Origin of the sequence: Acinetobacter sp. 226 (assembly GCF_048147925.1) — a bacterium.
GTDB classification, from domain to species: Bacteria; Pseudomonadota; Gammaproteobacteria; order Pseudomonadales; family Moraxellaceae; genus Acinetobacter; species Acinetobacter pecorum.
In genome coordinates this window covers 1-13,491 of record NZ_JAYWYX010000038.1, presented here as the reverse complement: position 1 = coordinate 13,491, position 13,491 = coordinate 1, and the positions used below count along the sequence as shown (strand labels likewise).

The 13,491-nt window shown below is 36.1% G+C and carries 11 protein-coding genes and 2 pseudogenes; 7 read left to right on the top strand and 6 right to left on the bottom strand.

The genetic code is table 11. From position 1 onward, the window contains the following. The 3 genes from VXP95_RS14285 to VXP95_RS14275 all read left to right on the top strand — a co-directional run. A partial coding sequence (locus VXP95_RS14285; protein ID WP_416712274.1) for an ABC transporter ATP-binding protein occupies positions 1-697 on the top strand: 697 nt, incomplete at its 5' end. A 7-nt stretch (positions 698-704) separates the two neighbouring features. Then, positions 705-1,697, top strand: a complete 993-nt coding sequence (locus VXP95_RS14280) for a HEAT repeat domain-containing protein (RefSeq protein WP_096902714.1) — start codon at positions 705-707, stop codon at positions 1,695-1,697. Next, a complete protein-coding gene (locus VXP95_RS14275; protein WP_096902715.1) occupies positions 1,684-1,962 on the top strand; it encodes a DUF971 domain-containing protein in 279 nt (92 codons plus the stop codon). The genes VXP95_RS14280 and VXP95_RS14275 overlap by 14 nt, the downstream gene beginning before the upstream one ends. Positions 1,963-3,059: 1,097 nt before the next feature. Here VXP95_RS14275 and VXP95_RS14270 read toward each other — a convergent pair. From VXP95_RS14270 to VXP95_RS14250, 5 genes are all read right to left on the bottom strand, one after another. Then, the gene (locus VXP95_RS14270) at positions 3,060-5,003 is read right to left on the bottom strand and encodes an ATP-binding protein (protein ID WP_416680107.1); all 1,944 of its coding nucleotides are present in this window, start codon (positions 5,001-5,003) and stop codon (positions 3,060-3,062) included. A gap of 691 nt (positions 5,004-5,694) precedes the next feature. Further along, positions 5,695-8,118, bottom strand: a complete 2,424-nt coding sequence (locus tag VXP95_RS14265) for a fimbria/pilus outer membrane usher protein (RefSeq protein ID WP_416712273.1) — start codon at positions 8,116-8,118, stop codon at positions 5,695-5,697. Further along, on the bottom strand, positions 8,118-8,792 hold the full coding sequence (locus VXP95_RS14260) for a molecular chaperone (protein WP_416680105.1): 675 nt from the start codon (positions 8,790-8,792) through the stop codon (positions 8,118-8,120). Before VXP95_RS14260 ends, VXP95_RS14265 begins: the two co-directional genes overlap by 1 nt. 242 nt (positions 8,793-9,034) lie before the next feature. Then, a complete protein-coding gene (locus tag VXP95_RS14255) occupies positions 9,035-9,523 on the bottom strand; it encodes a hypothetical protein (protein WP_416712272.1) in 489 nt (162 codons plus the stop codon). A gap of 127 nt (positions 9,524-9,650) precedes the next feature. Beyond that, complete coding sequence (locus VXP95_RS14250; protein ID WP_416712271.1) at positions 9,651-10,133, bottom strand: hypothetical protein; 483 nt, start codon at positions 10,131-10,133, stop codon at positions 9,651-9,653. Between the two features lie 134 nt (positions 10,134-10,267). Between VXP95_RS14250 and VXP95_RS14245 the strand changes: the two genes are divergently transcribed. The 4 genes and pseudogenes from VXP95_RS14245 (at position 10,268) to VXP95_RS14230 (ending at position 13,171) form a co-directional block, all read left to right on the top strand. Further along, on the top strand, positions 10,268-11,188 hold the full coding sequence (locus tag VXP95_RS14245) for an NPP1 family protein (protein WP_416712270.1): 921 nt from the start codon (positions 10,268-10,270) through the stop codon (positions 11,186-11,188). A 271-nt stretch (positions 11,189-11,459) separates the two neighbouring features. Then, complete coding sequence (locus VXP95_RS14240) at positions 11,460-12,140, top strand: response regulator (protein ID WP_416712269.1); 681 nt, start codon at positions 11,460-11,462, stop codon at positions 12,138-12,140. A 403-nt stretch (positions 12,141-12,543) separates the two neighbouring features. Further along, positions 12,544-12,753, top strand: a pseudogene (locus VXP95_RS14235) (transposase family protein); the annotation flags it as partial. Next, positions 12,701-13,171: a transposase family protein gene (locus tag VXP95_RS14230; protein WP_416712268.1), complete on the top strand. Its 471-nt coding sequence runs from the start codon at positions 12,701-12,703 to the stop codon at positions 13,169-13,171. The pseudogene VXP95_RS14235 and the gene VXP95_RS14230, both read left to right, overlap by 53 nt. Before the next feature lie 24 nt (positions 13,172-13,195). On the opposite strand, the pseudogene VXP95_RS14225 reads toward VXP95_RS14230, so the two are convergent. Then, positions 13,196-13,491: pseudogene (locus VXP95_RS14225) on the bottom strand (transposase); the annotation flags it as partial.

Here is a 13,491-nt window from a genome sequence, read left to right as displayed (position 1 = left end):
ATACCCAAGTTGTCACTTGAATTCTGTTCAAATGAGCAGAGTGTTGTCTTTTAAATCTTTGTGCAACAAAGCCGTTGATCATGAAGTCGTGCATCAACCGCATCCGGATCGAGGGCTTGTTTTTCAACACCACACATTATTTCCGTGGAAAAGTATTATCGAAAACATTGCATTTGGCTTAAAAATGAAAGGCATACCTACTAAGGAACGTCTAGAAAAAGCTAAGCAAATGATTGATTTGGTCGGCCTTACAGGGTTTGAGCAAAAATTTCCTGCTGAACTTTCTGGTGGGATGCAACAACGTGTCGAAATTGCACGTGTCTTGATTAATGAGCCTAAAGTTCTCCTTATGGATGAGCCATTTGGAGCATTAGATGCGCAAACGCGTGTCCATATGCAGCAACTCCTTTTGGAAATTTGGCAGAACATCAAAACTACAGTGCTCTTTATTACCCACGATATTGATGAAGCACTCTATTTATCAGACCGTGTTTTGATTATGAGTCATCGACCTGGACGAATTATTGAAGAAATCCCATTAAGTTTCCCACGTCCACGAGATATTGAAATCGTGACCACGCCTGAATTTGTGGAGCTGAAAAAATACTGTATGCAGGCGCTTAAACATGATGACTTAAGCAATTTAAAACGCTTGAATCCCCTAGGTCTCCCGAAAAAAGCTGTTACAGAAGGTTAAATCATTCATGAATCCCAATTACCCACAACTAGAAATACTTGATGAAGATGATTTAGATTTACTTGATCAGCTGAATCAAGATGATGAAAAAATTCGTTTTATTACATTGATGAATATTGCAGATGAAGAGCGGGAAGAGTTATTGCCTTGGCTCTATCATGCTTTGTCACATGACCCTGCTGAAATTGTACGAGAAGAAGCGGCTAAGCGTTTAGAGGGGTGGGAAGATGAAACCAGTCTTCTCGCGCTAGCACATGCACTTTCTGATGAGTCAAAGAAAGTGATTGAGGCAGCCACACAAAGTTTAAGTGAAGTCAAAAATCCTCAGGCGGCAACTGTACTCGCACCATTTCTTAATGAGGATGCCGTTGAAGTAAAAGTCGCTATTTTACGCGCTCTGAAACCCTTACGTGTGGTCAGTTTATTTGAAAAAATTCTGTCAAATATACATCATGAAAATGTACTCGTACGACGTGAAGCAGTCAGCACTTTGAGCTGGTTACAGTTAGAATCCGCTTTAGATAGTTTGGCGCATATTGCCAAACAGGAAAGTGATTTAGAAACACGTAGAATTGCTACCGGGGGCTTAGCATATAGTAAGCAGCCTACACAAAATATTATTGACGCATTACAGCATGGTTTATCTGCTGATGACTGGCAATTGCGTATTGAAGCAGCATTGACCGTTGGTAAATTAAAATTAATTGCGCTTGAAGATCAACTCATCCAGTTAATGTCTGATTCGTATTGGCAAGTACGAATACCAGCCGTGCGTAGTTTGGGTTTATTAAAATCTGTTAAAGCTATTGATGGATTAGCGGATAACTTTTTTTATGAAATTAGTAATTTACGTAAAGAAGTTGCACTGGCTTTAGGAGAAATTGGTGGCCAAGAAGCAGAAATTTTACTAAAAGCTCATGAATTAGATCCAGATCCCGAAGTTCGTAAAGCCATCCGTATTAGCTTAAATCAAATTCGAGAATGCCATGCAAGCAGTTAAGCCTGAACTTAAAGTTGATGTGCAATCACAGGCTATAGACTTTATTTGGCCTGATTATCAAGCACGTTTTTCTTACCAACGATTACGTGAAATCTGCCCATGTGCATTCTGTCGTTCAAAGCGTATTAAAAATATAGCCCTGACTCATGATCAACATGTATTTGTGACAGAATTAAATCATCAAGGTTATGGTATTCAAATCTGTTTCAGTGATGGGCATGATAAAGGTATTTTTCCTTGGGAATATTTAAAAAATATTCCGTGAAATTTTGGAAGATGAAAGTTAATCTTTAATTTTCATCTTCTACTTATACTAAATTATTAGATAGTTAAGAAAAATAATTATTTTAAATCATAATACTAAATATTAATAATATAAAAAAATCATTAGATTAAACTTATGAAATCACAAGATTTATATAGAAAAAATTATGCAATAAAATATAGGAAATTACTACCCTATAGAAACCTAGTAATAAAAATAAGAAAGATAATATCTATGCTACTATTAAATATATTTTATATATTTTCCTTAACCCTCTATTACTTAGAATCACAAAAAATAAATATAGATAAGTATTTTAATTTATTTATAATATTTTTTATTATAATAGGGCTCATCTTTTTCTTTAAAATGGATCACTTTTTTGCAAAAAAGTTAGCTTTTAAAAGTAAAAAATTATTCATAAAAACAATAATTTATAAATAAGGGCCAATAAATTCATATTTATTTAAACTCCCAAAGGTGATGGGGAAAAATTAAAGAGGATAAGTTTAGAGAACTTATCTCAAGACTATTAAGATTAGTAAAAGATATTGCATTACATATTGTTTAGATATGAATATTCAAAACTTGAGGAAACAGAGTTTTTATTTCAAAATTAGCTTTAATTTTTGGTGATTTCACTTTTACCTTTATTTTTGCTGAAAATTTCAAAATTAACTTTTATGGACAACTATTTATGGGAAGTTATTAAAGTCTATAAACAGTTTCAGCATTATAAGGACTTGACAGTCCAAAGGGGTAATCATTAGTCTATATCAATATTAATGAACTTAAAGTATCATGTACTCAATTTAACTTATGTTTATCTAAAGTCTAGTTCATAATTTAATTTCTATTAATCTAATAATAAATTTAATTACTTAAGCCAATATAAAGTATAGATTAGAAAAATTTCGGTTCATGAACCTAGTAAAAATTGCGACTTCATAGCTTGAAAAGATAGACCCTATGGGCTTTGTTAATCATAGCTATTTTGAGCGCTTCTTTTTTAGTAAAAGAATCTCGAAATGAAGAACCTTGCTGCTAAAATCTATTTGAAAACCAACTTCTTCTCATATCAGCAAGCATTAATCAATTCAGAAAACATCTCTATTTATTTTATTAATGGTCAAAGGTAAAAGTACTTGAATTGAGGTTTTACCGGGCTGTGAATCAATTTTAAACTCGCCACCCAAACGATGAATGCGCGCCTGCATGCTTTGCAGTCCAACATGCAGTCCAGCTTCTACTGTTTTGGGATTAAAGCCAATACCATTGTCTAAAATACACATCATCAGTTTATTATTCTCTGTCTCCGTCAAAGATATGTTAACTTCTGATGCTTGGCTGTGTTTGACAATATTGGTGAGAGCCTCTTCTAGAACTCTTGTTAATGTAAGGCATTGCAGAGATATAGGGATATTTTTCCATGTTTTTTCAAAGTTCCAGTGTGAACGGATATCTATTTCCTCGAAGAGTTGGATAAATCTATAGCGAATAGGCGCTCCCCATTCCATAGGATTAGAAGGGACTTTGCAGGAGAAGCTGGAACCTGAGTCAACAATTTGTCGTAAATCACTGCGCAGCATTTTTAATATAGATAGCACTTGTGGTTTAGTGATTTTATCATTTTGTTCCATTGTGATGATTGAGCGGACAATAGAGCCACCTAAGCCATCATGCAAATCATGAGATAAATGAATGCGTTCTTGCAGCCGAGCATTTTCGATCGAAAGCTTATGCTGCTGCCCTAATGACGCCGTCAACTCCTGCTTGGCTTGAGTTACATTTTCCGCAAGTGTTTTATTAAAGCGTTCAATTTGTCGTGCATTTCGGGCTAAACGCATAGCTAAAATAGCGCCAAGCGCCATGGTGGTAAAAGGCCCAGTATAAGGTGAAAGCGGGCGCCCCTCCATAGTGAACATAAAATGCGCATCATTAAAAGCTATGGGTAAGTAGATTAAATACAATACGGCTAGTAAATAAGTTTCTGGAGAATTTGATTTATAAGCAATAAAAGGATAGGTAATACATTTTAATAAAAAGATGACAACAGCAACTGAAAAGAAAAATTGTATTACTGTACTGACTTGATTGGTTGGTGCCAAAGTAATACAAACAGTAGCCACAGCTAAGAAGATAAAGAGTAATTTTTGGATACGTGGAAATGACTTATTTGCAAAGTACCAAGCACCTAAACAGCCCGTGACTGTATAAATACAGAAGATAATATTCTGTAAACGGTCAATGTTGATAAAGGAAAGAAAATAAATCGGGTCGGTATATAAAAAGCAAAAACTGTAAATAACCCATCCTAAGCCGGTCACTGCAAACCATAAGAATGCTTTTTCTTTGCGGTTGGCCAGCCATGCCAAAAGATAAAACACTCCCACTACAATGTTGACCATCGTATTGAATTCAGGAAGTGTTCTTTTTTCTAAAAGCCATTTTTTGTACAGACTGTATGTGCTTGGATAATTGCCTAAAGCAACATGGCCTAAACCGGATTTTTGCGTAATACTTCCATATACTTGTATCCATAAGGTATTTTGACCTTGCTTTAAGCTAGATGTGGGCAAATTCCATATACGGGGCATATACTGGCTGCGGGATGCTGGCTCTTTTAGGTATAAGTCTTGCCATAGCAAATCGTCATTTAAAAAGATTTTCCCGCTTTGTGTGATTCCCTCTATAGCAAAACTAAGCGGTGGATTGGACATATTAGTGTCACAGGTGTAGCTAAAGTGAATCTTATACCAAGCTATACCATGAAACTCGGGCCAACGTTTTTCCCAGCGATCCGGTAATTTTTCAAGGTTAACCCAGCCTTGAACAGGGCGCTGCATTTCCTGATTTACGTTGCCCTGAGCTGCCATTATGCTCTGTATTATTGTTTGACATACATCTTTGGGATGTTGAATAGTTGAAGCAGCAAATGCCGTATTGAACAATCCTATACATAAAATGAAACAAGTGAAGACTGCCATGATAAAAGCGTCATGATTTAGCTTAAATGAAGTTTGAGCAAATCCCAGAGCCATTACACTTGCTTCCCCATTCATTTATTTTAAAAGTTGGATAAATTTGATATTTAGTCAGAATGAATAAAATATAAAAATCAAAGACTAATTTTGTAAAGTATATTTTTTTTGAACAAAAATATATAGATAAATTTCATGATATTTCAAAGAAAATATTGGATACTCACTGGAGCGGTTTTGATGAGGCATGCCAACTTTGAATAATAACTTCTTATTCAAAGATTTTGATACACAGTGTTTTGATGATTAATTTGCGCATGGTATTCAAGCTAGGGTGGGGTGATGCGCAGTATTCCGAAAGACATTGAAGCGCATATTTTCAGAACTATATCCGCTTGGCGGTGGCGCACAATGCGTAAATCACCCAATATGCCTGTACACCTAATCACAGCAGATCAAAGCCATTTTTATAAGCAAGGCTTACCTGATGTAGCAAACAGGTTAAGCTTGATTTTAAATGAAATAATTTTGCAAATGGAAGGATTATTTTTAAGTCGGAGAACGGGAATCCAAATATACCTATGAATCCCTATGCCTCTATTATGCAAATTATAGAACCTAGTATGATTGTATCTGCGTATGAATGACGCGTTACAGCAGGATTAAACAATAGATCTTGGATTGTTGAACAATCCAAATCATTTTATAAGTCAGTAAAAAGGAGCTGATTGACAGCTCCTTTTTTTGTACTTTATTGGCAAGTTAAAACGACTATTTCATCCTTAGCTATATCAGGCTCTAAGGTAAACTGACTTGAGCAAGTCTGATTAGACGTTTGTACTTTAATAGAATAGCTTTGTGGGTTTAGACCGTAAACAGTCACTAAGTTTTGACTGTTAATTGGATATTTACCCTGTGCAATTCCTTCAATGTTTACCATGCTTCCGCTTTCAAGCGGCTGCTGATTTTGATCAATAAATTTAAAGGTAATGTTGTGGCTTGCAATTTTTCCCATTGGGAAATCAATGATATATCCACGCTGGTTGATTGGCATAATCGAGCGAGAAGAGTGAGTGAAACTGTTTTCAATGCTGATCTGACTGTCATCAAAAACCATACTATTTTCAGTATAGCCATATAGGTTATAGCTGAAAATTTCACCATTTTTATTAGTCTTTCCAATAAATGAACCATTACTGTAAATATCGACATTTGGGCTATTTTCAACACGAACCAGTGCAAAGCTATCCGAGATATATTTGCTCAAATCTAAGCGCTTGCCTAGCCACACCAATGAACCCATATAATTGGCACTGTAATATTTTTGGTCATCTGTTTGCAAGTATTGCATATTAAGATCGCCGACATTCGTTTTCATAGTTGCAGATGCATTGCCTGAATAAACATCATGCCAGCGGCTTGTGCCGATGCTGTAGTCAAAACCTGTATTTTCGTAACTGTATTTATTGAACTGTACGCTGGTTTCATCATCATCATGCTGATTTAGCGTGATGGAATGCTTGCGGTCATCGAAGTTGTAGCTAAGCATGAAATCAACACTGGCACGGTCATTGCTTTTAGCATCATAGGAGATGCCCAAGCTGCCAAATAGGTTTTGTGTCAATGTACGGCTGGTTCTTAAATTGAACAGCTGTTGATCTTTTGAATTTGACTCATCACGGTATTTTCGTTCAATGTAGCTGAGCGAAAGATTGTTCAGATAGGGAATCTGATTTTTAGATACATAGATTTGGTTTTCCCACTGAGGAAGATAGCTGTTATCACTGTACTCTTCTAAACCTAGCATACGAAAGCCTGAACTATAATACTGCGCGCGCAGGCCAACACTGTAATTTTGTGTATTGCGCTTAAACTCAGTATTGACCGTATAGCCCTCTAAACCTGCTTCATCTGCATGGCTGTAGGCAGAGTTGACTTCCAGTAATCCCAGCTTATAGAGATATTGGCTCCACATCAGTCCGGCGCTTTCCAGTTTTTTACTGTAGTCTGCTGTTGCACCTAAAGTTGTTGACTCTGTTATGCCTCTGCGGATATAGCCGCTGCCAAACCAGTCGCGATAATCATTGTCGTCATAAGCATAGTTATAGCGCAGTTTACCAGCGGAAATATTATAATCTGTCAGCCCCGGACGCAGCAGCCGTTGATCGACAAAAACCGAGATATTTTGCACTGTAGTATTGCCCAAAATATCTTTGACAATAATTTGAGCATCGCCTAAACCTGAAAAACCAATATTGCTGTCAATATTGTATTGGCCAGGGTTTACTTTGGCATTATAGGCCTGTGAACCGTTAATCAATAAATCTACAGTCGATTGTGTTAAGGCACTACCTTGAACAGATGGTGTATTCCAGTAGGTAAAATTGGGGCGTCTACTAAAGTTAGTGCCGAAGCTTAGACCACCAAAATAGAAAGATTGATTTAGTCCAGTATAGTTGCTGACATTATCACCCAATTTTAAGGTGGTCATTTGCTCAGGAAACTCAAAACTTAAGGACGTGTTTAAACGACTGCTTTTTTGAAAATAGGTTTGCTGATCATTATAGTTTTTACGGAACATGTGGCTGCTGTTAAACAGCGCATTTTTCCAAAATAAATTCAGGTCAGTTGAAGCATTGGCTTGCTTACTGTAATCACCATCCTGAAAATACACATTATAGTTAATAAAACCTCCCAAATTAGGCAAGTCAGGTAAATACCGCTGCTGTGAGGAGAGCTTTTGCTTGAGCATATATTGCGCAGGAATATTCAGTTTAAATAGTTGCTTCTGTGTATCAATTTCACTGCTGAAGCCAGCATTTTCAATTAAACAATATTGAATATTATCTTGTTTTAACATACTCAATTGAGCGGTATTGACAAAGCCTTGCTGAAGAATGCTGCATTCAATATAACGCTGCTTGTTCATATTGAGAATGAATGTCTCTTGCTGAAGATCTACACCATTGATCCAAAGTCCTAAAATAGCATTTTCCGCTTTAGGCGTATTCGCAAGTGAATGTTGTTCAGGCAAGTCTGGTGCAGCTTCAGGAGTTACTGTTCCCACAGAGATCGATTGAGCAAGGCTATGCTGTGAATGAAGGCTACAGCAGATTAAAATTAAGACAGAAGGGGATTTGACGATATTGCGTACTGTTTTCGTTTGAATTTTCATTATTCTTGCTCCGCAATGTCAAATTTTAACGATTTTGCATCTGCGGTGTCTAAAATCAGCTTGAGTCCGGGCTGTGGTTTAAAAGCTGGAATATTCAGCTGCACCTGTTGATGTGCCAAAACATATTTCATTTCATTAGATTTGAAAATGCTGTTTCCAGACGAGTCTTGCAGCGTAAAGCCTATGATTTGGAAATGTCCAGTGCCTAAGTTTTTGGCATTAATAAAAGATTGATTATTTGTTTTTTTTGCCAAATGGAATGACATATCCGGCTTAAAATCTTTGCCTGCAAACATCGGTATATTAAAACCATAGGCATATTTAATGCCGTTTGATTTTTTTGCATCTGGCAATGGCGAAATTTTAATCCTCCAAGCTTCTTCATTTTGCAAGTTCATTTCTGAAATCGACTGTTTAAAGCCCATACGAATCATTTGTTTACTGTTGGGCTCTAGTACAAATGAAGCAGGGTTAATTACGAGCTGATTATCTGGTGTCAGAACATCATTACCATTTTCATCCTGAGTCCATTTATAAACATTGACTTCGTAATTCTTGGGTGCTTCGTCCGCAGAAGAATGAAGGTTGATAGTTGTTGTACGCTGGCGATTTTCCCCATTGATTTGCATTTTAACTGGGTAAATTGTGACATTGGCATAGGCAGTTGCCGTCATCAGGCCAGCGATGCTGGCTAAAAAGCACAAGTATTTTAATGATGAATGAGACATAAAGGTTCCCCAAAACCATGCAGTATTTTATTTGCAAATCAGCAGTAAAGATGGCTTTTAATAGCGTGTAAACTATGCCGCAATGCTGTTGCGTCAAGCCAAAAGATCAGAGCCTTAACTCAAGGCTTTAAGGAATAAATATGAGGCATGTATGCGGTTGACGATCCTACGCATACACGCCTGTAGGATCAGTAGCTGATTTCTACCATGACAGCATCTGTATAGATTCCTGCAATATAATCTTCAATTGCAATAACTGTAGGTGTTTTTGCAGATAGAGTATAGCTATCGGTTCTGGTTGTTGCAGATGGCGCAACAGTTACAGGGACGCCACTATTGACATTTACCGCATTCGGGCCGCCAGTCAGTGTGATGTTATAAGGAATATTTAGCGTTGGGTTAGCAGTACTGATCACTGCAGACTGGTTTACCCCTTTTGAGTTTGCAGATTGCGCTTTGATTGAATAAGGGACATTGCATTTCACGTCAATGCTTTGATTTACTGCGGTACCCTCATGCGGCAGAGTTTTGTTAATGGATGTACCGTTACCTGATAGTGTACATACTGTAGGTATGGTAAGGGTGTAGTTGACCGTTACGCTTTGTGACGCAGCATGCGCCGCAAAAGCCCCCATGCTTAATAAGAGTAGACTGGATAATTTGAGCAATGAATTCATTGTTAAATCTCTAAGTTAAAAAAAATATATATTTTCAAATATTGAATATATGAATAATTCTAAAATTTAATAATTCATTCAGAAATAACTATAATTAGGTATTCTGAATATCAATATGATTGATTAGCTAAAATTCGTTAGCATTAAAAATCAGTGATGTCTTATACGTTCCTGCTGGGTATTTAGACAAATCTTCAAAGTCTGCCAGAGAAAATTGTGTATACATTGTCAAATTTTTAGTGGTGACAGATGAAGAAAAGAAACGGTCAAAATTAATTGAAGCAGGAGCAGCAGATTGGCTTGCTCCTACGATTGGATTAGTATTATCCCATTCACCGCCAATTCTAGCGTAGAAAGGTACTGGGATGGATGTGCTGGCTTGATTGTTTAAATAGAAAGCACCATTATTCCCTATAGTATTTGTCCATTGAAAGCTAGGCCTAACTCGGTTGATGCAATTCTTAAAATATACATTTGTTCTTACTGATGAAGTTGCTAAGTTTAAATTCACAGTGCTTGCATCAGCTGTAATAGTACAGTTCGCAGCAAAGGCTGTATGAGACCAGACAACAAAACTTAAAATACCACTAAGTACTAAAAAAATATTCATTTGAGAGTATTCCTTAATCTTTTAATCCAATCATAGTTATTATTATTTTTTGTTATATACCTAATTTTAAGTATTGTAAGCAGTTTTATCTCAGGCATATTTCAAATTAAATGATTGAATAAGAGCTCAGTATTATGAAGGATGTTAAAATAGCATCAATGTTACTTGCAAGTGGTCTTGGTCTTTTATCCACTTATGCCTATACAGCACCCAATTGGGGGGGCAATACGTGTAAAAATGATGACCGGTCATGTTATAGTCTGCCTGATACATTGAACGCGCCAGCAGATATTGATCAAGGCCGCGTAGTATTTGCATTTAGTGATTCTGGCTGTTTAGCTTCATCGCCATTTTATAAAAATAGAACCGATCAGTTCATTCAAAAAAATGCAGGTATTAGCAGTACAACTAATTTCTTTAAGGATTATAAAAATGTATGTCAATTAAAAAATCAATTAGATCATTCTTATATACTTTATAATGAAGTCCAATCAAAAAATTCTAAATATAAAGCTCGAATTTTCGGTTTATATACAGTGCATGATATGGGTGTATTCGGTCATATTCATGATTGGGAACATGCAGTGTTGTGGATGGAAAATGATAAACCAGTTTATTTAACAGTCAGCCGTCATGATGAAACACGGTATAAAAAAATTGATAAAGCACCGCATTTAGCAGATATGCCAAATGTATTTGCAGTTAAATACATTTCAAACTTAGGTACACACAGCATGGGCTTTGCTGGTGCAGATAAAAACCATATTGTCAAAAATACAAATCCTACACCAAACAATCAATGGTTTGGTTTTAAGAATTCACAGTTAGCAGATATTCGTGAGCTAAATAGAATTTATACCAAGAATAAAAATAATCTAGATCCAAAATATTCAAATTTTTATGATTATTTTGCTCAGCAAAAATTCGATAAGGCAGTACCGCGTGTTAATGATTTGCAATGGATACAATGTGCAAGACCTAAAGGTTTAGTGAACGCAAATGTCGATTTTATAGAAAACTCTAAAAAATGTACGATGAAAAATGTTGAGGAATAAATGAAATCGTTTGAATTTAACTTTCGCTGCGCACATTAGTTCGTATTTAATTCCGTCATTGAAGATGTTTAAAGTCTGCTTTAAAAGGCGGACTTTTTAAATATATAACGGATGCATTAAATGAACTGATATCTTTGAATTTTGTTAAGTGGTTCACTTTTTTGTAATAATTGTATATGATTGAAATAAATTATATAAAAATCCCAAATTTTAGGGATAGCAATTCTATGGCTAAAGGAAGAGAATCTATGTAAATCAAATGGATGGTAAAATGTTTAATTTCAGTACGCCATTGCTCAAGCCAATACTGGTTTTAGAAGATGATCCTACTCACCAATTGAGGATTTCTAAAGTCTTACAGACTTTTGGTTATAAAGAAAAAGATATCTTCTATTCTCAAACCATAGATTTTGCTGTAAATATTTGCAGTAAAAATTCCATACAATTTATGCTGGTAGATTTAAATTTACCGGATGGCAATGGCATCGATTTTATTATGCATATTCGTGCAAAAAGTACAAATACTGTACCTATTATGGTTCTTTCCGAATGGAATACTTTAGATGTTATTTATAAAGCTTTAAATGTAGGTGCAACAGGTTATGTCTTAAAAGAAACAGATGATTTTGAATTGATGTTTGCCATACGAACAATGCTGAAAGGTGGTGCTATTATCGACCCACATATCGCAAAAAAAATTCTAAGTAAATTTAAAAAATCATTGAGTGATTTTCCGATGAGCCATGAGCACGTTCATACCAATTTATCACAAAGAGAAATAGAAATATTGACTTGCATCTCCAATGGATCGAGCAGCTATGAAATTGGCTTGGAGCTTAATATTTCAAAATACACTGTAGATGCACATATTAAAAAAATTTATCAAAAGCTGGAAGTGAACTCCCGTACTAAGGCAATTTATGCAGCTAAACAAATAGGTTTAATTAATTAAATCCAAAAGTGGTCAGCAAATTTAGATTCATCAAAGAGTTTTTACTTCATCCAAATAGGCTGAAATTAAAGCCCTGGTTGTAGTAAACAAGATCGCCATCTATTGTTATAAATTTACATTGACCGTTTAATAGATCTCTTTCATAAATCAAAAAATGGTCTTCTTTTTGGTTAATATTTGCACTCCAGATTTCTTGGCATTCGTGCATAATCTGCGGATGAAATACATCGATTCAAACAAGCTTTCTGATCCTCAGTTCAAGCGATACACGGGCATCTCATGGTCAACCTTCTATTGGATGGTTGACCAATTAAAAATACATGTCCTTGCTAAAGGCAGGCCGCCCAAGTTAAGCCTGGAGGATCAGGTTCTGTTCTGTCTGAGCTATTAGCGGGAATACCGAACCTTATTTCACGTTGCTACGAGTTACGGGGTTTCAGAGCCCACAGCCTCAAGAATTGTACACCATGTTGAAGACTGCCTGATTCACTCCAATCTGTTTAATTTACCGAAGAGTTTACCCGAAGGTGAAGGCATCGACTGGAATGTTGTGATCGTGGATGCCACAGAAATTCCAATCCAAAGGCCTAAAAAAACAGAAAAAAAGCTATAGCGGCAAGAAAAAGACCCATACCTTCAAAGTACAGGCCATGATTCACTATAAAACTCAGCAAATTCTGAGTTTATGTACCAGTCGCGGTGCAGTACATGATTTCGAGTTGTTCAAACGCAATTTAAACCAGATTCCTTTTGGAGCTTTTATCCTTGCAGATAAAAGCTATCAGGGGATTTATACTTTGTATCCGAATAGCCTGTTGCCCTTAAAAGCCAAAAGACACTGTAAATTGGATCCTGAACTCAAAATCTATAATCAGGAAATCAATAAAAGAAGAATAGGCGTTGAGCATGTATTTGGCAGTCTGAAAACCTTCAAAATCCTTGCTGAGCGTTATCGAAATAGAGGCAAAAGACTCGGTTTGAGATTCAATTTAATTGCTGGAATCGGCTTTGTTGCACAAACCTATCATTAAAGGCTTATTCAGCAATATAATTTCCGAATGAATACGCTGGTTGTCCTGAATAAAGGCATACCTCACTTGGACTGGCTTGCGAAGTACACCGCGGCTTTTTTTAATATGTCTCTTTCTTCCGTGACTCTTTGAAGTTCTTTTTTTAGCTTTGCCAATTCCGCAAGTGGATCGCCAGATTCTGTGATTTTAGGTTCCTGAGGAGCATAACGCTTGATCCAGGTATAAAGACTATGCGTGGTTGTTACCTAAACGTTCCGCTACATCAGTGACAGAATATCCTCGTTCAGTAATTAATTTTATAGCTTCGTCTTTAAATTCTG